The 21,573-nt window shown below is 69.7% G+C and carries 13 protein-coding genes; 5 read left to right on the top strand and 8 right to left on the bottom strand.

What is annotated here, in order from left to right; genetic code table 11:
- From CYU89_RS07405 to mrcB, 3 genes are all read right to left on the bottom strand, one after another.
- Nucleotides 1–1,275, bottom strand: a 1,275-nt coding sequence (locus CYU89_RS07405) for an ATP-dependent DNA helicase (RefSeq protein ID WP_296279815.1), incomplete at its 3' end; no start/stop codon positions are given.
- Between the two features lie 61 nt (nt 1,276–1,336).
- A complete protein-coding gene (locus CYU89_RS07400) occupies nt 1,337–1,921 on the bottom strand; it encodes a hypothetical protein (protein WP_296279814.1) in 585 nt (194 codons plus the stop codon).
- On the bottom strand, nt 1,921–4,332 hold the full coding sequence (gene mrcB / locus CYU89_RS07395; protein WP_296279812.1) for a penicillin-binding protein 1B: 2,412 nt from the start codon (nt 4,330–4,332) through the stop codon (nt 1,921–1,923). The genes CYU89_RS07400 and mrcB overlap by 1 nt, the downstream gene beginning before the upstream one ends.
- Nucleotides 4,333–4,427: 95 nt before the next feature.
- Here mrcB and CYU89_RS07390 point away from each other — a divergent pair, with 95 nt between their 5' ends.
- Nucleotides 4,428–6,524 (top strand): glycosyltransferase, encoded by a 2,097-nt coding sequence (locus tag CYU89_RS07390; protein ID WP_296279810.1) that lies wholly within the window; start codon nt 4,428–4,430, stop codon nt 6,522–6,524.
- On the opposite strand, the gene CYU89_RS07385 is transcribed toward CYU89_RS07390, so the two are convergent.
- Nucleotides 6,521–8,110: a hypothetical protein gene (locus CYU89_RS07385; protein ID WP_296279807.1), complete on the bottom strand. Its 1,590-nt coding sequence runs from the start codon at nt 8,108–8,110 to the stop codon at nt 6,521–6,523. The genes CYU89_RS07390 and CYU89_RS07385 overlap by 4 nt on opposite strands.
- A gap of 17 nt (nt 8,111–8,127) precedes the next feature.
- Complete coding sequence (locus CYU89_RS07380; RefSeq protein WP_296279806.1) at nt 8,128–10,284, bottom strand: bifunctional (p)ppGpp synthetase/guanosine-3',5'-bis(diphosphate) 3'-pyrophosphohydrolase; 2,157 nt, start codon at nt 10,282–10,284, stop codon at nt 8,128–8,130.
- Between the two features lie 71 nt (nt 10,285–10,355).
- Here CYU89_RS07380 and CYU89_RS07375 point away from each other — a divergent pair, with 71 nt between their 5' ends.
- A complete protein-coding gene (locus CYU89_RS07375) occupies nt 10,356–10,904 on the top strand; it encodes a hypothetical protein (RefSeq protein WP_296279804.1) in 549 nt (182 codons plus the stop codon).
- Between the two features lie 6 nt (nt 10,905–10,910).
- Here the strand turns inward: CYU89_RS07375 and hrpA are convergent, their stop codons facing one another.
- Nucleotides 10,911–15,023, bottom strand: a complete 4,113-nt coding sequence (hrpA, locus tag CYU89_RS07370; protein WP_296279803.1) for an ATP-dependent RNA helicase HrpA — start codon at nt 15,021–15,023, stop codon at nt 10,911–10,913.
- Between the two features lie 89 nt (nt 15,024–15,112).
- Here hrpA and CYU89_RS07365 point away from each other — a divergent pair, with 89 nt between their 5' ends.
- From CYU89_RS07365 to CYU89_RS07355, 3 genes are all read left to right on the top strand, one after another.
- Complete coding sequence (locus CYU89_RS07365) at nt 15,113–15,667, top strand: Dps family protein (protein ID WP_296279801.1); 555 nt, start codon at nt 15,113–15,115, stop codon at nt 15,665–15,667.
- Between the two features lie 204 nt (nt 15,668–15,871).
- On the top strand, nt 15,872–17,665 hold the full coding sequence (recQ, locus tag CYU89_RS07360; protein ID WP_296279799.1) for a DNA helicase RecQ: 1,794 nt from the start codon (nt 15,872–15,874) through the stop codon (nt 17,663–17,665).
- A 104-nt stretch (nt 17,666–17,769) separates the two neighbouring features.
- A complete protein-coding gene (locus CYU89_RS07355; RefSeq protein WP_296279797.1) occupies nt 17,770–18,225 on the top strand; it encodes a hypothetical protein in 456 nt (151 codons plus the stop codon).
- A gap of 5 nt (nt 18,226–18,230) precedes the next feature.
- Here the strand turns inward: CYU89_RS07355 and CYU89_RS07350 are convergent, their stop codons facing one another.
- Both CYU89_RS07350 and CYU89_RS07345 read right to left on the bottom strand, forming a co-directional pair.
- The gene (locus tag CYU89_RS07350) at nt 18,231–19,382 is read right to left on the bottom strand and encodes an MFS transporter (RefSeq protein ID WP_296279794.1); all 1,152 of its coding nucleotides are present in this window, start codon (nt 19,380–19,382) and stop codon (nt 18,231–18,233) included.
- A gap of 6 nt (nt 19,383–19,388) precedes the next feature.
- Entirely contained in the window at nt 19,389–21,569 is a 2,181-nt protein-coding gene (locus CYU89_RS07345; protein ID WP_296279793.1) for a glycoside hydrolase family 3 N-terminal domain-containing protein, read from the bottom strand.
- Nucleotides 21,570–21,573: the final 4 nt, after the last annotated feature.

Genomic DNA, 21,573 nt, shown 5'->3' with positions numbered 1-21,573 from the left:
CGTGGCGGAGGTGAACACCCACGCCGCGCGCGATTGCTCGCGGTGCTGGCGCAAGGGCCCGGACACGTCCAGCGGGGTGCGCTGGCAGCGGAAGGCGCGTGGCGTCAGTTCGTACCAGAGTACGTCGCCGGCGCCCTCGTCCGGGCTGGGATCATCGTCGAATGCCCCCGTGCGCGACGGCGCCTGGTACCAGCGCGAGAGCCGCGTGCCGAACTCCTTCGCCCGTGCGGCGCAGGCCTCCAGCCCCAGCGATGCTTCGGCCAGCGGCGCGAGCGCCGCCGACAGTTCCTCGAGCGCAGTGGACAGCACCTCGAAGCCGGCCGCCACCTCCGGCTTGGCCAGCAGGCGTTCGCGTGTCCCGCGTGCCGGCAGGCCTTCCATCGCCGCGCGCAGTTCGCGCAGCGCCTGCTCCAGCGCGCGCACCGGCGGTTGCAGGGCGGACAGCGCGCCGGCGGCATCCTTGGATTCGGCCAGGCAGTCGCGCGCCAGCTCCTGCAACGGGCGCATGCCGAAACCTTCCCCGAAGAAGTTGGCCGCCAGTTCCGGCAGCTGGTGCGCTTCGTCGATGACGAACGCCTGCGCACCCGGCAGGATCTCGCCGAACCCCTCCTGCTTCAGCGCCAGGTCGGCGAGCAGCAGGTGGTGGTTGACGACCACGATGTCCGCGGTTTGCGCGCGCTGGCGTGCCTGCACCACGAAGCAGTCGTCCCAGAACGGACACTCGCTGCCCAGGCAGTTGTCGATGGTGGAGGTGACCAGCGGCAGCAGCGGCGAGTCGTCGGGCAGCGCCGCCAGCTCCGCCATGTCGCCGAGCTTGGTGCGCCCACCCCAGGCGACGATGCGCTGGAACTGGTCCACGTGCTCGCGGCTGGTGAACGTGGTCCGCAGCGCCTGCGGATCACCCTTGGCCTGGTTGAGCCGGTAGCGGCACAGGTAGTTGCTGCGCCCCTTGAGCAGCGCCGACTTCAGCCCGGCCACGCCGAGCGCATCGCGCACGCGCGGCAGGTCGCGGTGGTACAGCTGGTCCTGCAGCGCACGTGTGCCGGTGGACACGATGGTCTTCAGTCCGGACAACAGCGCAGGCACCAGGTACGCGAACGTCTTGCCGGTGCCCGTACCCGCCTCCGCCAGCAGCACGTCGCGCGCGTCGAAGGCGTCGGCGATCGCCGCCGTCAGTCGCTGCTGGGCGTCACGGGGCGCAAAGGCGTCGAGTCGTTCCGCCAGGGCGCCGCCCTCACTGAGGGCGTCGCGGCTGGCCTGGGCTAGCTGGGACATCGGGAAAGCGAAAGCGGCGTATGGAGGCAAGGGTACCGCGTCGCGACTGACGCGGCGCCCTTCACATGCGCTCGATCACCGGCACGGTGCAGGCATCACGCCGGCTTTCGGCCTCGGTGATCGAGGCCTGCAGGGTGGCCGCGCGTGCCGCGTGCTGCGCGGCATCCTCGGGCGTGTGGCGCACCGGCAGCGCGGGCTGCACAGCCTGTTCATGCTGCCGCACCTGGCGCACGGTTTCCCAGTGCTGCCGGCACAGTGGACCGACCTGCGAACCCAGCTGGAAGGCACGCTGCGCCAACGTGTCGGCACGGGCGTAGTCGCCCTGCAACAGCGCCACTTCGGCACGCTCCTGCAGGACGGCGGGATCTTCGGGCACGAGCAACAGGGCCTGGTTCAATGCGTCGGCCGCGGCGGCGGCGTTGCGCGCGGCAAGCGCTTGCTGCGCGCGCTCACGCAGGTCTTCGACCTGCGGATCACGCAGCGGCTGCACCGCCAGTTCGCGGTCGTCATCGCCCGCTGCGGCACGGATGGCGGCGACGCGCTGCTCGGGGGTCAGGGGATCGCGCGCGGCGGGCGCTTCCGGCGGGGGCGCCGAGGCGCAGCCGGCGAGGAACACCAGGAACAAGGGAAATGCGGACTTCGTCATCACGGTTGCGGCGGCGGCGTCTCTTGGGGGGGCGGTGATTCGTCTTTCTTGCGGTCCAGGCCGAACCAGCTGCGCCACCCGCCGCCTTCCGACTCTTCGCCTTCCATCACCGGCTCTTCCACCACGCAGGCGGCATACGCGGGCGCGAAGCCGGAGACGAACGGGAGCTGGCGCGCTTCCGGGCAGCTCGCGTCGGTGCTGTTGGAGCCGACCACCCACTGCCAGTCCAAGCCCTTGCCCGACACCTTGAGCGGTGCGCTCGGCAGGCGCGAGAACAGGCCCGACCACACGCGCATCGCACCGGTGCCGCCGTAGAGGCCGGTCTGTTCGTTCTGGTCGTTGCCCATCCACACCACGGCCAGGTGATCGCCCGTATAGCCGGCATACCAGCTGTCGCGGCCGTCGTTGCTGGTGCCGGTCTTGCCGGCGGACTGCAGCCGGCCCAGACCGTCGCCGATCAGCTGGCGACCGGTACCGCTGGACACCACCTGCTGCAACGCCACCGTGATCAGGTTGGCGGCGATGGAGTCGCCGTCCTGCGCCGGTGCCGGCGTCTTGTCGTAGCGCTTGAGCAGCTTGCCATCGGGATCGAGGACGCCGCGCACCGCATGCAGCGGCTGGATTTCGCCACCGGAGGCAAGGAACTGGTACAGCTGCGCCATCGCGTACGGGCTCTGGTCCGTCGCGCCCAGGATCAGGGCCGGATTCGGTTCCGCCTGGATGCCGGCCAGCACGCGGATGAGCTGCGCCAGGCGGTCCGGTTCGACCTTCATGCCCACCCGCACGGTGGCCTGGTTGTACGACCGCGCCAGGGCATCGACCAGGCGAACCGTGCCATGGCTGCGACGGTCGGAATTGGCCGGCGTCCAGCGGCGGCCCTTGCCCAGCTGCACGGTCACCGGCGAATCGTCGACCCACGACGCCAGCGAGTACTGGTCGGGCTGGGCCAACGCGAGCAGGTAGACGAAGGGCTTGAGCAGCGAACCCACCGGACGCTGCGCCTCCACCGCGCGGTTGAATCCGATCTCCGACACATTGCGGCTGCCGACCACGGCCAGCACGTCGCCGTCGTGCACGTCGGTCACCACCATCCCGGCCTGCAGCGGCGGTCGGCGCTTGTTCTCGAGCGCCTTGATCGTGCGCATCACCGACGCTTCCGCGTACGCCTGCGCCGACGGCGACATGCCGGTGAGTACGCTCAAGCCCGCGCCCTGCAGTGCGCTTTCGGGGTAGTCACGCGCCAGCTGGCGGCGCACCAGGTCCACATAGGCGGGGAAGCGATTGGCGGCAGCCATGCCCGGCGTCTTGGTGACGCCCAGCGGTGCGGCGCGCGCGCGCTTGTATTCGGCATCGTCGATGAGGCCCGTCTCGTGCAGCTTGGAGAGCACGTAGTCGCGACGTTGCGTGGCGCGCTCGGGATTGCGGCGCGGGTTGTACCAGGACGGCCCCTTCACCAGTCCGATCAGCAGCGCCACCTGTTCGGTGGTCAGGCTGTCGAGGTCGCGACCGAACCAGAATTCGGCGCCGGCCGCGACCCCGTGGATGGCCTGGCTGCCGCGTTGTCCCAGGTCCACCTGGTTGAAATACGCCTCTAGGATCGTGCGCTTGTCATAGCGCGCTTCCAGGATCAACGCGTACAGGATCTCGTTGAACTTGCGCGTCGCAGTCTGTTCCTTGCCGATGCCGAGCAGGCCGCTGCGCGCGAGCTGCTGGGTCAGCGTGCTGGCGCCCTGCTTCGTATCGCCGCCCGACCGCACCAGCAGCCATGCCGCGCGCACCATGCCGGACAGGTCGACGCCGTGGTGATCCTTGAAATCGCGGTCCTCGACCGCCTGCAGCCCGGTCACCAGCAGTTCGGGCACTTCCTCCAGCCGCACGAGGCGGCGTTCTTCCTGTTTCTGTCCGTACAGCGTGGCGATGCGCGCCGGATCCAGCCGCGCCGCCTTGAGGTTCTGCTTGCGCGCGAGGTCGCGCACCACTGCGATGCGCCCATTGGACAGGCTGACCTGTACGCGGCGCGGCGCCACCCGACCGTCCACGTCGATGTAGCCGCGGCTGGAAATGGTGAAGCGACCGCCATCGCGCGCGTAAGTGCCCGGGCTCTCGCCGGTGCCGTCGTCGCGATACGACGCCGCATCGAGTTCCGTCTTCAGCGTCTGCGCATCCATCGCCAGGCCCGGCGCGACCTGCAGCGGACGCGCGTACACGCGGGTCGGGATCTGCCAGCGCAGTTCGCCGAAGCGCTCGCTGACCTGGTGGTTGAGGTACAGCGTGTAGGGGATCAGGAAACCCAGGCCCAGGCCAACCAGGGCGAGGCCCCATGTCAGCAGGCGTTGCCGCCAGCCGGGCCCATCGCCGTCGTCGATGTCGTCTTCGTCCAGCGCTTCGTCGTCGTAGTCGTTGCGGGCCACAGGGGATGCGACAATGGGAATTCGGGCGAGTCTAGCGCAGCCACCGAGGGTGCGCCCGGCCCGCGTCCCCCCTGCTCAGCTGGAGTTGCAACGGAATGTCGATGTCGTGGGCCGACGTGCGCTTCATGCTGGAACGCGCGCGTGGCCTGGTCCGGCGCGGTCTTGCCAGCCTGCGCACGCGTGGCCTGGGACCCACCTGGGCGCGCGTGCGACGGCAGTTCGCGCGCCACGTCCCGCCGATCTCCACCCCGCTCTACCTCCCCGCCGACGGACCCTTCGCGCCGTTCGCCGTGCCGGCCGGCCAAGCGCCGCGCGCCAGCATCATCATCCCCGTCTACAACCAGGCGGCCTGCACGCTGGCCTGCCTGCGCGCGCTGGCGGACCATCCGCCGGCCGCATCCTGCGAGATCCTCGTGGTGGACGACGGTTCCACCGACGATACGGGCGAATGGATGCCGCAGGTCGCCGGCCTGCGCTACCACCGCCGCACCGCCAATGGCGGCTTCATCGCGGCGTGCAACGATGGCGCCGCGCTGGCCACGGGCGATTGCCTGGTGTTCCTCAACAACGACACCGTGCCGCAGCCGGGATGGCTGGATGCGCTGCTCGCCACATTCGACACGCAGGCGGGCATCGGCCTGGTGGGCGCGCAGCTGGTGTATCCGGACGGACGCCTGCAGGAAGCCGGCGGCGTCGTGTTCGACGATGGATCGGCCTGGAACTATGGCCGCTTCGACTCTCCCGACGATCCGCGCTATGCGAGCCTGCGCGACGCGGACTACTGCTCCGGTGCCGCCATCGCGATTCCCGCGCGACTGTTCCACGCGCTCGGCGGATTCGACACGCGCTATTCGCCGGCCTATTACGAGGACACCGACCTCGCCTTCGCCGTGCGCGCGTACGGCCTGCGCGTCGTCTGCCAGCCCGCGTCGCGGGTCGTCCATCTGGAGGGCGTCACCTCCGGCACGGACACCGGCAGTGGAACGAAGGCCTACCAGGTACGCAACCGCGGCGTGTTCGCGGCGAAGTGGAAGGACGCGCTGGTGCAGCAGCCACGTGCCGGCAGCCTGCCGACCGCCGGCTCGGTCGTGCGTCCGCGCCGTCAGGTCCTGATCATCGATGCGGAAACTCCACGCCCGCACCACGATTCCGCTTCGCTGCGCCTCGTCAATCTGATGCGCATGCTGGCCGACGAGGGCGTCCACGTGGTGTTCCTGCCTGCCGACCTGCGCCAGGTCGAGGGCGATACGGCACGCTTGCGGCGACACGGCGTGGAAGCGTGGCACGCGCCGTTCGCGACACGGCCCTCGGCGTGGTTGCGCGAACATGGCCCGCGCTTCGACGTGGTGATGCTGTCCCGCCACTACGTGGCCGCCGAGTTCCTACCGCTGGTGCGGCGTTTCGCCCCGCAGGCGCGCGTGGTGTTCGACACCGTCGACCTGCACTTCCTGCGCGAGATGCGCGGCGCCGAGCTGTCCGACGATGCCGGCCTGCGACGCGCCGCCGAGCGCACGCGCGATCGCGAACTGGCGCTGATGCGGCAGGCGGATGCCACGCTGGTGGTCAGTCCTGCCGAGCGCGAGTTGCTGTCCACCCTGCTGCCCGCCACCGAGGTCGAGGTCCTGCCGAACCTGCACGAACTGGCGGACACCGGGCTGCCGTTCGGGCAGCGCAAGGACCTGGTCTTCGTCGGCGGCTTCCGCCATCCGCCCAATGTCGATGCGGTGTTGTGGTTCGGGCGCGAGATCTTCCCGCGCATCCAGGCGCGGCGACCCGACATCCGCTTCCATTGCATCGGGATGGCTCCGCCGGCGGACGTGCTGGCGCTGCAGGCGCAACCGGGCATCCTCGTGCACGGGCATGTCGCCGACATCGGCGGCTACATGGACGGCGCGCGCATCGCCCTGGCGCCGCTGCGCTTCGGTGCCGGCGTGAAGGGCAAGGTCAACCTGAGCATGGCGCACGGCCAGCCGGTGGTGGCGACCTCGTGCGCGATCGAAGGCATGCACCTGACCCACGGGCACGACGTGCTGGTGGCGGATGACGCGGACGCGTTCGCCGAGGCCGTGCTGCGGCTGTACGACGATGCCGAACTCTGGGGGACGCTCTCCGAACATGGCCGCGACAACATCGCGCGCCACTTCTCGCTGGACGCCGCGCGCGACACGGTACGGCGCATCTTCCAGCGCTAGGGCGTGGCCGCCTGCGCCGTCCGCACGCGCGCGTCGAAATCGTCCAGCCCGGCGAGCGCACCGTCCAGGCGCCGCGCCTCCTGCAACGCCTGGGCGGCGAACGCCACGTCCCCCATCCCCAGTCGCTCCGTTCCCACGGCAATCCATTTTTCCGCCAGGCGACGGCGCGCATCCGCCAGGGCGGCATCCCGCGGCTGCAGGGTCTGCCACGCCTGCAGGCAGGCCTGTGCGCGCCGGACGCGGTTGGCGCGCAGTTCGTCTTCATAGCAGGTACGGACGGCGGGGAGCAGGCGCAGCGCCGCCTGTTTCACGGCAGCGTTGTCCGGCGCGAGCGCCTGTGCCGCACGCAACGTGTCGTACGCACTGTCGCCGGGTGGGGTGAGCCACTGCCCCTGCGCTTCGGCTTGTGCCATGCGCTCCAGCAGCGCCTGGACACGCCGGTCGCGCTCGCGTGGCGCAAGCGACGGCACAGCGCCCTGACGCTGCTGGGCTTCGCGGGCACGGGCGACAGACTGCTCCGCCTGTACCACCCGCGACGACTGCGGCGCCAGTGTGCGTGCAAGCGCGAGTTCGCGTTCCGCCTGCATGAAATCGAAGTCGCCCGCTTCGCGTTCAGCCTGCCGAGCATGCGCAATGCCCGTCTGTTCGAGCCCCTGCCGCGCCGCCGCGTCATCCGGCACGGCCGCCGCCACGGCTTCATAGGCCGATCGCGCCGCCGACAAGCGCCCGCGCGCCAGATCCCGTGCACCCGCACGGCGTCGTGCATCCACCGCCGCCGCCAGCGCGGCTTCCGCCTGTGGAAGATCGACGTGTCCAGGATCGAAGGTGCGCGCCGCCGCGATCCTGCTGGCCGCCTCGCCCAATTCACCCCGCTGCAGCCGCTGTCCAGCTTCCTGCAACAGGTCGGACAGCGCGTCCTCCCGACCCTCCAGGGCTTCGAGGCGCGTGGGCTGCAGCGCGAGCACGCGCTGGTACAGCGGCAACGCCGCGTCATCGCCTTCCGAAAGGCGCTTGTCCGCGTGCGCACGCGCCGCGGCCGCAAGCAGTCCATCGACGCCGGCATGCGCCGCTTCCCGGGCGCGCAGCCTGGCGGCGAACGCGTCCGCGTCCGGCCGCGGCACGTGGAGGTCGCGTGCGAGCGCCAGGTGCACGCGCGCTTCGTCGAACCGGTGGCGCTGCAGGGCCGAATCCGCCGCGCGAAGTGCCGCTTCCGCGACGCGACGCAGGCCCTCGGCCGCTTCGGTGCGGTCGTTGTCCATCGCCTGGGCTGCCTCGTACAGCTGTCGCGCGCCCGTCCCGTCGGCGGCATCCAAGCGGCCGGCCTGCAGCGCCTGGTCCGCCTGGTCCAGCAGGGACTGGACGCCGGTCTCGGGCCACAGCAGGTCGGCCAGCGGCTGGCGCAGCGCCACCAGCGCCACCGCCAGGGCGAGCACGATGCCCGCCACCCAGCGCCAGTACCGCCGGTCGCGCCACGCCGGCACCGGGATACGCCGCGAAGCCGGCACGGATGCGTCGACGCGCGCCCAGTCGATGTGCGGTTCGATGCGTCGGCTTCGCCCGGCGTCGTGGTGGTCTTCGCGGGTCACGCCCGCAGCATACCCACTCAGCCTGAACGTCGTGCGTCTTCCACCCCGGGCAGCGCGTCCAGCTTCCCGAGCAGCGTCGACAGCTGGCCGAAGTCGGCGACCTTCAGGCGCAGGCGAAGGTGGACGCGGCCATTCGCGCGGTTGCCCTGGCTGTTGATGTCCAGCACGTTGGCTTCTTCCTGCGCGATCAGCGTGGTGATGTCCTTGAGCAGCCACTTGCGGTCCAGCGCGGTGACCTGCACGTCCACTTCGTAACCGCCGCCTGCCTGGCCCCACTCCACCGGCAATACGCGCTGCGGGCTCGTGGCCGCCAGCCGGGCGAACGCCGCGCAGTCGGTGCGGTGCACGGTGACGCCACGCACGCGGGTCAGGTAACCCGCGATCGGCTCGCCCGGCACCGGCTGGCAGCAGCGGGCGAGCTGAACCAACAGATTGCCGACGCCCTGCACGGTGAATTTCGACTTGCCGGGCCTGGCGACCCTGCGTGGGGGCCGCAACACCGGCAGCGAGGAACCCTCCGGCTCTGCGAGCGCACGCTGTTCTTCATGCAACGCGCGACCCACCTGGTGCGGGCCCACATCGCCCAGTGCCACCTGGATGTAGAGCTCGTCCACGTTGTCGGCATGGAACTTCTTCGCCGCTCCGGTCAGGTCGGCATGGTGCAGGCCCAGGCGCTTCAGCTCCTTGTCCAGCAACTCGCGCCCGGCCTGCAGGTTGCGGGCGCGATCGAGCTTGTGGAACCACGCACGCACCTTGTCGCGCGAACGCCCGCTGGCGAGGAATCCATTGGCCTGCAGCAACCAGTCGCGGCGCGGTCCGGGCTCCTTCGATGTCAGGATCTCGACGCGGTCGCCGCTGCGCAGCACATGGTTGAGCGGCACGATGCGGCCGTTGACCTTGGCGCCGCGCGTGCGGTGGCCCACCATCGTGTGCACGTGGTACGCAAAATCCAGCACGGTGCCCCCCTGCGGCAGGTCGACCACTTCGCCTTTCGGCGTCAGCGCGTACACCCGGTCCTCGACCAGTTCGGCATCCAGCTCCCCCGCCAGTGCACCATCGCCGCCCGCGCCTTCGGCCGCTCCGTCCAGCAGCCGTCGCATCCAGGCGATCTTGCGGTCGAAGGCATCGCCGCCGGCCTTGCCTTCTTTGTACTTCCAGTGCGCGGCCACGCCCAGCTCGGCCTGCGCATGCATCTCGTGCGTGCGGATCTGCACTTCCAGCGTGCGTCCCTCGGGGCCGACCACGGCGGTATGCAACGACCGGTAGTCGTTGGCCTTCGGGCGCGCGATGTAGTCGTCGAACTCACTGGGGATCGGCACCCACAACGCATGCACGATGCCCAGCGCGGCGTAGCACGCGGCGACATCTTCCACGGCGATGCGGACCGCGCGCAGGTCGTAGAGCTCGTCGAAGCCGACCTGCTTGCGCTGCATCTTCCGCCAGATGCTGTAGATGTGCTTCGGCCGGCCACTGATGTCGGCGTGGATCCCATGGTCGGCGAGCGCCGCGCGCAACGCGTCAATGACCGCACCGATGTAGCGCTCGCGGCCGACGCGCTTCTCGTCCAGTTGCGTGGCGATCTGCTTGTAGACCTGCGGCTGGAGGTACCGGAACGCCAAGTCCTCCAGCTCCCACTTCAGTTGCCAGATGCCCAGGCGATTGGCCAGCGGTGCGTGGATGTCGCGGGTCAGTCGCGCCAGTGCCTGGCGATCGGATTCGGGCAGGGCGCCCGCGGCCCGCATGCGGGCGAGCTGGCGGGCGAGTAGGATGGTGACCACGCGCAGGTCGCGCACGATGGCCAGCAGCAGGCGGCGCAAGCCTTCGGTACTGGCGCCCCGGGTCTGCTCCGCATGCAGTGCCCAGACCTGCGCCGCGGCCACCTGCCCTTCCAGCAGGTCGGCCAGGCCGGGCACCTGCGCACCCGCCGCACGGCCGACGGCCGCCTGCAGCCCCGGCGCCCCGTGCAGCAGCGCCGCCAGGATGACGTCGCCGTCGGCGCCGAGCATGGCCAGCGTATCCAGCGTGTCGTCCAGCACCCCAAGGGCATCGGGCATGCCGTCCTGCGCACCGGCCGCCGTCGCCGCATCGGCGAGCGCGCGGCGCAACGGGGCAGGCAGCGCTTGCAGGGCCGGCCGTCGCAGCAGCGTCGCGATGTCGTGGGCGGGGGGAACCATGGACGTACGGAGAGGCGACCGAGCGTCGCCGGAATGACTACACTAACGGCCAGTCGACCGCAGGAACAACCATGAAGATGAGCCGCTTGTTTCTATCCCTGGTACTGGCGAGCGCGCCGCTGCTCGCCTTCGCGCAGGACGCCGCATCCGACGCGCGCTTCGGCAACCTGCGCGAATCGATGAGCGCAGAGGAATTCAAGGCCGCCGGCCTCGACAAGCTGAGCGATGCCGAACTGGCCACGCTCAGCGCGTGGCTCACCCGCAAGGTGGGCAGCGAAACCGCACGCGCCGTCGAGCAGGTGCGTCAGGAGACCCAGGTCGCCGTCACCCAGGCCAAGGCGGATACCCGCAAGCAGGTGGAACAGGAGAACCGCGGCTTCTTCGACTTCGGCTCCGACGAGCCGATCAAGAGCACGCTGGAGGGGGAATTCAAGGGCTTCGCCGAAGGCAAGCGCTATACGCTGGCCAATGGCCAGGTGTGGGAGCAGATCGAGTCCGCCAGCCTGCAGGGCGTACGCAAGACGAATCCGGCCGTCACGATCAAGCCCGGCCTGTTCAACAACTGGTTCCTTCGCATCGACGGTTACAACACGGCCGCCAAGGTGCGCCGCGTCAAGTAAACGGATTCATCCGCGCAGCACCTGCAGGCGCTGCGCGAGCTTCTTCGGCGAGACGCCGCTCTTCGCGCCCAGCTCCTGAGCGAACACCGACACCCGCAGCTCCTCCAGATCCCAGCGCAACGCCTGCCAGGCGGGCGACGCCGCAACACCTTCCTGCGTTGCCTGCGCCAGGGCATCGGCGAACGGCTTGAGCTCCAGCATCCGGGCCTGGTCCTTCGCGGGATCGCGCTTGGCCCGCTCCGCACGCAAGGCCATCGCCTTCAGGTAGCGCGGCAGTTGCGCCAGTGCGTCGGCCGGCGTCTCGCGCAGGAACCCGGGGTGTACCAGCGCCGCGAGTTGCATGCGCAGGTCATCGAGATTGCCCCGCGCCCATCCCATCAACGGCGCGTCGAGCTGGGGCTTCAGTTCCGCTACCGCCGACAGGATGGCCTCGGCCAGCTCCAGCCGCGCCATGGCCTCGCCGAACAGGCGCTTGCCGGCATCGTCGCGCCGTTGTTCGAACGCGGCGCGGTCACGGATCGTCGCCAACCCTTCCGCCAGCAGCGCATTCATCGCCGCATCGACGATGTCGCCGCGCAGGCGTTCCTGCGACTCGATGGCCGCATACAGCAGGCCCGTCTTGGGCGACACGGGCAATTGCTTGCGTGCCTGCTTCACCTTGTCGGCCAGGGCGATGTCCAGCAAGCGACGGACGCCCCGCGGGTGCGACGCATCCGCCTCGGCGCGATCGGCGAACACCTGCAACGCGACGCTATCGCCGTCGTCGCGCAGCGCCGGATAGGCGGGCACGCCCGCTTCGCCAGGAACGTCCTGCGGAATCGGTTGCGCGGGGAAATCGCGCAGCCCGCTCGCGGCCATCGCGCGACCCGCACGCGCGGCGAACGCCTGCCCCGCCTTCGCGCCGAAGCGCGCACGCAGCGCGTCGAGATCGCGCGATTCGGCCAGCACCTTGCCCTCGACACCCCCACGGGGATCCTCGCGCAGACGCAGGTTCATGCGCAGGTGCGGCTCGAGCGCGGCCTCGTCGAAGTCGAGCGCACTCACGGCCACGCCCGTCGCACGCGACAGGAAGCGCGCCAGTTCGCCGCGGATGTCATCGGCGGTCGGCTTTGCGAACGCCTCGAAGAACGCGCGACCGAAATCCGGTGCCGGCACGTAGTTGCGCCGCATGGCCTTGGGCAGGCTACGGATCAACCCGGCCGCCTTGTCGGCCACGAAGCCCGGGGCGAGCCAGGAAAGCCGCGCGGGATCCAGCGCGTTGAGCAGGTGCAGCGGCACCTCCAGCGTCACGCCGTCGTCGGCGGCACCGGGCTCGAACCGGTACTGCAGCGGCAGGCGGGCATCGCCAAGCGCGAAGTATTTCGGATAGCGATCTTCCTCGCTGCCTTCGCCCGGCAACAGGTCGGCCAGCGACCAGTGCAGCGTGCGCCGCTTGTCGGCCGGCAGCGCTTTCCACCACGCATCGAGGCCGGCGGCGGAATGGAGCTCCGATGGCACGCGATCCAGGTACCAGCGCGCCTGCCAGTCCTCGTCGGCGACCAGTCCCGCACGCCGGAGTTTCGCTTCTTCCTCGCGCGCCTGTTCCAGCGTCTTCAGGTTGTCGGCAACGAAGGAGGCGCGCGTGTTGATCTCGCCGGTCACCAGGCCCTGGCGCACGAAGAGGTCGTGCGCTTCGCCCGGTGCGATGCGGCCGTAGTGCACCGGCTTTTTCGGTGCCAGCACCAGCCCGAACAGGCTGATCTGCTCCGACGCCAGCACCTGCCCCTGCGCGCGCGACCAGTGCGGATCGAAATGCTTGCGCAGCAGCAGGTGCGGCAGTTCGGCGATCACCCAGTCCGGTTCGATCGCGGCCAACGTCATGCCCCAGACCTTCTGCGTGTCCAGCAGGTTGGCCGCCAGCAGCCACGGCGGCGGCCGTTTCGACAGCGGCGAGCCCGGGAATGGCAGGAAGCGGCGCTGGCGTGGCGCCTGGAAATCGCCCTTGTCGGTGCGATGGCCGATCTGCGTGGGCAGGCCGGCCACCAACGCGCGATGCAGAGTCTGGTAGGCGCCGGCCCGCACGCGCTCACTGAAGCTCCCACCGCTGGGCGCCGGCTCCTTCAGCACGCCGGCGGCAACCGGCGCCAACGGCGCGTCGGGCTTGCCTTCGCGCGCCAGGCGCGCGGCGCGATGCAGCTGGCCGCGCGTGGCTTTCGCGGCCGCAGCGGCGTCATCACGCACGGCCGGCGGCGCGCTGCTGCCGGCGAGCAGCGGCGCCATCGACGCCTCGACGGCCTCTTCCTTCCACCCCAGTTCCTCGCACAGCAGGCGCAGCTGGCGGTGCAGCTCGCGCCATTCGCGCATGCGCAGGAAACCGAGGAAGTGGCGGCCGCACCAGTCGCGCAGCTTGGACTGGGTGAGATCTTCGTGCGCCTGCCGGTACGCATCCCACAGGCGCAGCACGCCGACGAACTCGGACCGGCCATCGGCGAACTGCGCGTGCGCGGTGTCGGCCGCGCCGCGCGCATCGGCCGGACGCTCGCGCGGATCCTGGATGCCCAGGAACGAGGCAATCACCAGCATCGGCCGCAGGCAGCCGGCGGCCTGCGCCGCCACCAGCATGCGCGCCAGCTTCACGTCCACGGGCAGGCGCGCCATCTGCCTGCCGGTGGCGGTCATGCGCCGCTCGCCGTCGATGGCGCCGAGCTCGACCAGCTGCTGCCAGCCGTCGGCGACCGCGCGCTCGTCGGGCGCCTCCAGGAACGGAAAATCCTCGATCCGTCCCAGTCCCAGCTGCAGCATGCGCAGGATCACGCCGGCCAGGCTGGAGCGGCGGATCTCCGGATCGGTGAATTCGGCGCGCGACTGGAAATCGGCTTCGGCGTACAGGCGATAGCAGATGCCTTCGGCGATGCGTCCGCAGCGGCCCTTGCGCTGGTTGGCGCTGGCCTGCGAGACCGGTTCGATGTGCAGGCGGTCGAGCTTGTTGCGCGGGCTGTAACGCTTGACGCGCGCGAACCCGGGATCGACGACGTAGCGGATGCGCGGCACCGTCAGCGAGGTCTCGGCGACGTTGGTCGCCAGCACGATGCGCCGGTTCGGCCCCGGGTTGAAAACGCGGTCCTGGTCCTGGTTGGACAGGCGCGCATACAGCGGCAATACCTCGGTATTCCTGTACTTGCGTCGCTCCAGCGCCTGGTGCGCGTCGCGGATCTCGCGCTCGCCGGGCAGGAAGACCAGCACGTCGCCGCGCGCGTCCTGTCGGGTGATCTCGTCCACCGCCGCCACGATCCCGTCGTTGACCGTGCGCTCCCCCTCCTGCTCGCCCTCGCCCTCCAGCGCGCGGTAGCGCACCTCCACCGGATAGGTGCGCCCTTCCACGCTGATCACCGGCGCATCGTCGAAGTGCCGGGCGAAGCGCGCGGTATCGATGGTGGCGGAGGTGACGATCACCTTCAGGTCGCGGCGCTTGCGCAGCAGCTGCTTGAGGTAGCCGAGCAGGAAATCGATGTTGAGGCTGCGTTCGTGCGCCTCGTCGACGATGATCGTGTCGTAGGCCGACAGCCAGCGGTCGCTGGCGATCTCCGCCAGCAGGATGCCGTCGGTCATGAACTTGATGTGGGTGTCGTCGCCCACCTGGTCGTTGAAGCGCACCTGGAAGCCGACCCCACGGCCGATCTCGGTCTTCAGTTCCTCGGCCACGCGGCGCGCCACCGCACGCGCGGCGATGCGCCGCGGCTGCGTACACCCGATCATCCCGGCCACACCGCGCCCGGCGGCCAGGCAGAGCTTGGGCAGCTGGGTGGTCTTGCCCGAGCCGGTCTCGCCTGCGATCACGACCACCTGATGGTTGCGGATCAGCTCGACGATGCGTTCGCCCTCGCGCGCGATGGGCAGGCTGTCGTCGAGCGTCACTGCGGGTACCGTGGAACCACGGCGTTCACGGGCGGCGACGGAGGCTTGCAGCGCCTGTTCGAAGGCCTGGCGCGCGCCGGCATCGGCCGGCTTGCCCTGCCAGCGCGACCACAGACCCTGCAGGCGGCCTCGGTCGCGGCTCAGGGCACGGTCGAACGATCGCCGTGCCTGCTCGAGGGCGGCACGGTCGGGATGGGGTTGGGAGGAATCGCGGGGGGTATTCATTCTTCGGGGAACGGTTGAAACTTTTCGCTCACGCCACATGTTCTAGTGTGCCCATTGTGCCGCCTCAACCCACCCACAGGAGAATCCGCATGGCCAAGCCGAAGACTAAGCCCGCCAAGACCAAGGCCGCACCCGTCACCGCCCCGCTCGCCTCGGCTCCGTCCGCGCCCAACATCGATATCGGGATCAGCGGCAGCGAACGCAAGAAGATCGCCGACGGCCTGTCGCGCTTCCTCGCCGACAGCTACACGCTCTACCTGAAGACCCACAATTTCCACTGGAACATCACCGGCGCGATGTTCAATTCGCTGCATACGATGTTCGAGACCCAGTACACCGAGCAGTGGACGGCGCTGGACGAGATCGCCGAACGCATCCGCGCGCTGGGCTTCAATGCGCCTGGTTCCTACCGCGAATTCGTCGGCCTGACCTCGATCCCGGAAGAGCCGGGACTGACCGACAGCGCCGACTGGCGCGAAATGGTCCGCCAGCTGGTGGTCGGCAACGAGGCAGTCTGCCGCACGGCACGCAAGGTGCTGGACATCGCCGACGACGCCGACGATGCACCGACAGAGGACCTGCTGACGCAGCGGCTGCAGACGCACGAGAAGTACGCGTGGATGCTGCGCTCGCTGCTGCAGTAATCGAAGCCTGAGTGAAGCACAAAACGCCCGGCTTGTCCGGGCGTTTTGCTGTCTGATCCTCGAAGCCCCTCTCCCAGCGGGAGAGGGGCTTCCGGTGGCCCGCTCGAATCAGGATCAACTCCTACTCGACGCCACGGGGATTTCCGAAGGCCACCGGTGGCCGCTGACCGGGCCGACACCCGTGCTCGCGTTATCCTTGTCCCCATGTCGTCCCCCGCACTCGAAACCCTCCAGCGCGTCTTCGGTTACAGCGCCTTCCGTGGCCACCAGCAGGCCATCGTGGAACACCTCGCCGCCGGCCGCGATGCCCTGGTCCTCATGCCGACCGGCGCCGGCAAGTCGCTGTGCTATCAGGTGCCTGCGCTGTTGCGCGACGGCACCGGCATCGTCGTCTCCCCGCTGATCGCGCTGATGCAGGACCAGGTGGACGCCCTCCGCCAGCTCGGCGTGCGGGCGGCGTTCCTGAACTCCTCGCTCGCCTCGGACGAGGCCCAGCAGGTCGAACAGGCCCTGCTGCAGGGCGAGCTGGACTTGCTCTACGTCGCGCCGGAGCGGCTGCTGACGGGCCGCTTCCTGTCGCTGCTGGACCGCAGTCGCATCGCGCTGTTCGCCATCGATGAAGCGCATTGTGTCTCGGCCTGGGGCCACGACTTCCGCCGCGAATACCTGGAACTGACACTGCTGCACGAGCGCTGGCCCGACGTGCCGCGCATCGCGCTGACTGCCACCGCGGATCCGCCCACGCAGCGCGAGATCGCCGAGCGCCTGAACCTTGTCGACGCCGAGAAGTTCGTCAGCTCGTTCGATCGTCCCAACATCCGCTACACCGTCGTGCAGAAGGACAATGCCCGCCACCAGCTGCGCGACATGCTGCGCAAGCACAAGGGCGAGGCAGGCATCGTCTATTGCCTGTCGCGCAAGCGGGTCGAGCAGTTCGCGGACTATCTCGCCGAACAGGGTTTCAACGCCCTGCCGTACCATGCCGGGCTCGACGCAAGCGTGCGGGCGCACAACCAGCGCCGCTTCCTGCGCGAGGAAGGGATCGTCATGGTGGCGACCATCGCCTTCGGCATGGGCATCGACAAGCCCGACGTGCGCTTCGTCGCCCACGTGGACCTGCCCAAGTCGATGGAAGGCTACTACCAGGAGACCGGCCGTGCCGGCCGCGATGGTGAAGCAGCCGAGGCGTGGCTCTGCTATGGCCTGGGCGACGTGGTGCTGCTGAAGCAGATGATCGAACAGGGCGAAGCCGGCGAAGAACGCAAGCGGCTGGAGCGGCGCAAGCTGGACCAGTTGCTGGGCTACTGCGAATCCACCCAGTGCCGCAGGCAGGTGCTGCTGGCCGGCTTCGGCGAAACCTATCCGCACGAATGCGGCAACTGCGACAACTGCCTGAGTCCGGCCGAGACGTGGGATGCCACCGAGGCCGCGCAGAAGGCGCTGAGCTGCGTGTATCGCAGCGGCCAGCGCTTCGGCGTGAACCATGTCATCGATGTGCTGCGCGGCAGCGAGAGCGAACGCATCCGCCAGTGCGGCCACGACCACCTGACCACCTACGGCATCGGCAAGGATCTGGACGCCACGACCTGGCGCAGCGTGTTCCGCCAACTCGTGGCCTGCGGCCTGCTGGAAGTCGAAGCCGAGTTCGGCAGCCTGCGCCTGACCGAAGGCAGTCGCGCCGTGCTGCGCGGCGAGCGCCGCCTGCAGCTGCGCAAGGAACAGCGCGAACGCCGCGAACGCGACCGCAGCCCTCGCAGCGGCGTCCCGGTGCAGGCCGCCGACCTGCCGCGTTTCCAGCGTCTCCGCGACCTGCGCGCGGAGCTGGCCCGCGAGCAGAACGTGCCCGCCTACGTCATCTTCCACGACAGCACGCTGCGCAACATCGCCGAGCAGCAGCCGGCCACGCTGGCCGACCTGGCGCGGGTGGGCGGCATTGGTGGCGCCAAGCTCGAGCGCTACGGGCAACGCGTGCTGGACGTGCTGCGCGCGGTCGGGTGACGCTCCGCGTCGCGCGGGCGTTTTATCCAGCCCGCGTTCAATCCGCGGCTGGTAGCGTTCGTGCAAGGTCGGCCAGCCGGCGGACCGCGCTTCCGGGATTGCCCATGAAGACGTTGCCCCTCGCCCTGCTGGCCCTGCTTAGCGCCTCGTCGGCATCGGCCCAGTCGAATGCCGAAGCGCTGGATCTCAGCCTGCCCTCCTCCGCTGCATACCGTCAGGATCCGCCCGGCACCTGGTATGGCGATACGCAACCGGCACGCCCGAAGAAGGGCGCGTCGCCGGCCACTCCGGTCGATCCCTGCGTCCGCTACGGCGATGAGGATGGCGACGGCGTGTCGGGCAGCGTCACCGCAGGCGTCGGCTACAGCAAGGGCCATGGCCGCAGCACCTACAACGCAGCGAACCTCAACCTCTGCAAGACCACGTACGACGACGAAGGCAAGCCGCGCACCTTCAATCTCAACATCAACGTGGACCGGTACGATGGTCCCGGCGGGTATTACGGCCCGCACGGCGGCTATCCCGCCCCTCCGATGATGCGCGGCGCGCCGCGCCCGTAGGCGTATCAGTCGCGCGTGGCGACGCGTGCGACCGCTGCCACCGCCGTCAGCAGCAGGACGAGCAATCCCAGCGCGGTCGCCAGCGAGGTGAGCTTGGCGATGAAGCCCAACGCCGCCGGTCCCAGCAACACACCCGCATAGCCCATCGTGGTGACCGCCGCGACCGCCAGGTGCGTGGGCATGCTGCGCTGGCGACCGGCAGCGGAAAACATCACCGGCACCACGTTCGCCGCGCCGGCACCGACCAGGGCGAAGCCGGCGAGTCCGGCCAGGGGCGACGCGACCAGGACGACCAGCGCGAACCCGGCGGCGGCAAGCAGCGCGCCGCACACCACGACCCGGAACGCACCCAGGGCATGCACGATCCGGTCGCCGGTCAGGCGGCCGATCGTCATCGTCACCGCGAAGGCGACGTACCCGAAACCGGCGATGGCAGGGTCAGCGTCACGCACCGATGTCAGGAACACCGCGCTCCAGTCCAGTACCGCCCCCTCCGACAGGAACATCGCAAAGCACACCGCGCCGATCAGCAACACACGTCCACGCGGCAGCACGAACGCCGGATGATCGCCTCCGTCCCCTTCCAGCAGCAGCCCGCGGCGGCAGGTCGCCAGCAGCAGCGCCGCAACGATCGCCATGGCGACGATCGCCGACAACGGCGACGCGCCGAGCGCCAGGGCGCCTGCGACACCCCCGGCGCCGGCGATGCCGCCGACGCTGTACATGCCATGGAAGCCGGACATCATCGCGCGGCCGCCAGCGCGTTCGACGATCACCGCCTGCACGTTCATCACCACGTCGAGCACGCCCATGCCCGCACCGAAGAGCGCCAGTACCAGCGCAAGCAGGGGAAGGGTCGGCGCCAGCATCAGTGCCGGCATGCACGCGCAGATCACCGCCCCCGCCGCCAGCATCACGCGTCGGCATCCGAACCGGGCCGCCAGGCCGCCCGCCGCCGGCATCATCAGCACCGATCCCACGCCCAGGCACAACAGCATCAGGCCCAACTGCCCGTCGTCCAGCGCAAGCCGGCGTTTGGCGAATGGAATCAGCGGCGCCCAGGCGGAGATGGCGAACCCTGCCACGAAGAAGACGATGCGCGTGGCGATGCGCTCGCGCGCGCCCACGACCGGCGTCGCCGCTTCATGCCAGGTCATGCGGACTCAGGGAGCCAGCAGTTCGAACGTCACTGCGTCGCCGACGGCGCTGGACGGCGCGACCCACAGGTCGAACAGACCGGGTTCGGCGACGGGACGGTTGTCGACGCCGTGGAATTCGAGATCGGCGCGCGTCAGCGTGAACACCACCTCTTGGGATGCGCCTGCCGCCAGCGCGATCTTGCGGAAGCGTTTCAGCTCGCGCACGGGCCGCACGCGGCTGGCGGTGCGGTCGCGCAGGTAAAGCTGCACGACCTCTTCGCCATCGCGCGTGCCCTGGTTGGCGACGCGCGTGCGGATGGTCAGCGCGTCGTCCCAACCCAGGCGCGCCGTGTCGAGTTGCGGCGCACCGTAGTCGAAACGGGTGTACGACAGGCCATGGCCGAACGGATACAGCGCGGCGTGGCTGACTTCGCGCCAGCGCGTCTGGAAGAAGCGCGGCGTACCCGGCACATTGGGGCGTCCGGTCGTCGGATGGTTGTAGAAGTACGGCTGCTGCCCGGCATCCTGCGGAAAACTCACCGGCAGCCGCGCCGACGGGTTGTAGTCGCCGAACACGACGTCGGCGAGCGCGGGACCGGTCTGTGTGCCGAGGAACCAGCCCACCAGGATCGCCTGCGCATCGCGCACCGCACCTTCCAGCGCCAGCGCGCGGCCGTTGCGCAACACCACGACGACCGGGGTACCCGCCGTGGCCACCGCTTCCGCCAGCGCCTGCTGCGCGGCCGGGATCACGATCTGCGTGCGCGACTGCGCCTCGCCGGAAAACTCGTGCGGCTCGCCCAGCGCCAGCAATACGACATCGGCCTCGCGCGCAGCCGCCACTGCCGCCTCGATGCCGCCTTCGAGCGGCGCCTCGATGCCACTGCCCGGCACCACCACCAGCGCGGAGGGATCCTCCAGCGCGGCGCGCACGCCCGTCTCCATGTCGACCATGCGTGAGGCGTCGCCGAAGATGTTCCAGCAGCCGCCGAGGTTGGCGGTGTCCTGGGCGAACGGGCCGATCAGCGCGATGCGCTGGCCGGCCTTCTTCAGGGGCAGCAGGTTGCCTTCGTTCTTCAACAGCACGACCGAGCGGCGTGCGCAGTCGCGTGCCAGCGCATCGTGCGCAGCGATGTGCGACTGGTCGGCTTCGCGCCCGGCATCCAGGCAGCGGTAGGGATCGTCGAACAGGCCGACCGCGGCCTTGACGTGCAGCACGCGGCGCACGGCCTCGTCGACCTCGTCCATGGTCAGGCGACCCTGCTCGACGAGCGTGGCGACGTGGCCGGCGTAGATGCCGCTCTGCAGGCTCATGTCCAGTCCGGCCGACAGCGCCTTCTGCGCGGCGTCGGCCTCGTCGCTGGCATAACCGTGCGCCACCAGCTCCAGGTCGGAGGTGTAGTCCGAGACGACGAAACCCTCGAACTCCCACTCGCCGCGCAGGATGTCGGTCAGCAGCTCGCGGTTGGCCGAGGCGGGCACGCCGTTGATGTCGTTGAACGAACTCATCAGCGTCAGCGCGCCGGCATCGATCGCCGCCTTGAACGGCGGCAAGTGCACGTCGCGCAGGGTCTGCGGCGCCATGTCCACGAAGTTGTAATCCAGTCCCGCGGAGATCGCGCCATAGGCGGCGAAATGCTTGGGCGTGGTCAGCAGCGAATCGGATGCCGTCAGGTCGTCGCCCTGGAAGCCGCGCACGCGGGCGGCGGCGAACTCGCAGGACAGATAGACGTCTTCGCCCGACGTTTCGGCGACGCGGCCCCACCGCTGGTCGCGGGCGACGTCGACCATCGGCGCGAACGTCCAGTGGATTCCCGCGGCCGTGGCCTCCCTGGCGGTGGCGCGCGCGGTGCGCTCGGCGAGGTCGGGCTCGAAGCTGGCCGCTTCGCCCAGCGGAATCGGGAACACGGTGCGCATGCCATGGATCACGTCGGCGCCCAGCAGCAGCGGAATGCCGAGTCGGCTTTCCTCCACCGCGATGCGCTGCGCCTCACGGCCTTCCGCCACGCCCACGCCATTGAAGAGCGCACCGACGCGACCGCTGCGGATCTGCTCGCGCACCTGCTCGGCATCGCGCGCGAAGGTTTCCGGATTGAACTCGAACGCGAACGGCCGCAACGCATCGGCAAAGGCGCCCAGCTGGCCGATCTTCTCCTCCAGTGTCATGGCGGCGATCAGGCCCTCGATCCTTCGCTGATGCGGCATGTAA

The organism is Pseudoxanthomonas sp. (assembly GCF_002863005.1).
Classification (GTDB): domain Bacteria; phylum Pseudomonadota; class Gammaproteobacteria; order Xanthomonadales; family Xanthomonadaceae; genus Pseudoxanthomonas_A.
The sequence above is the reverse complement of the archived record's forward strand: the minus strand, read 5'-3'. Positions and strand labels throughout refer to the sequence as shown.

Bases quoted from the DNA above. Each gene is read 5' to 3' on its own strand.
- CYU89_RS07365 (WP_296279801.1), top strand. From the start codon at position 15,113: ATGGCCAAGCCGAAGACTAAGCCCGCCAAGACCAAGGCCGCACCCGTC.
- CYU89_RS07355 (WP_296279797.1), top strand. From the start codon at position 17,770: ATGAAGACGTTGCCCCTCGCCCTGCTGGCCCTGCTTAGCGCCTCGTCG.
- hrpA (WP_296279803.1), bottom strand. From the start codon at position 15,023: ATGAATACCCCCCGCGATTCCTCCCAACCCCATCCCGACCGTGCCGCC.
- CYU89_RS07400 (WP_296279814.1), bottom strand. From the start codon at position 1,921: ATGACGAAGTCCGCATTTCCCTTGTTCCTGGTGTTCCTCGCCGGCTGC.
- CYU89_RS07375 (WP_296279804.1), top strand. From the start codon at position 10,356: ATGAAGATGAGCCGCTTGTTTCTATCCCTGGTACTGGCGAGCGCGCCG.
- recQ (WP_296279799.1), top strand. From the start codon at position 15,872: ATGTCGTCCCCCGCACTCGAAACCCTCCAGCGCGTCTTCGGTTACAGC.
- CYU89_RS07350 (WP_296279794.1), bottom strand. From the start codon at position 19,382: ATGACCTGGCATGAAGCGGCGACGCCGGTCGTGGGCGCGCGCGAGCGC.
- CYU89_RS07345 (WP_296279793.1), bottom strand. From the start codon at position 21,569: ATGCCGCATCAGCGAAGGATCGAGGGCCTGATCGCCGCCATGACACTG.
- CYU89_RS07390 (WP_296279810.1), top strand. From the start codon at position 4,428: ATGTCGATGTCGTGGGCCGACGTGCGCTTCATGCTGGAACGCGCGCGT.
- CYU89_RS07380 (WP_296279806.1), bottom strand. From the start codon at position 10,284: ATGGTTCCCCCCGCCCACGACATCGCGACGCTGCTGCGACGGCCGGCC.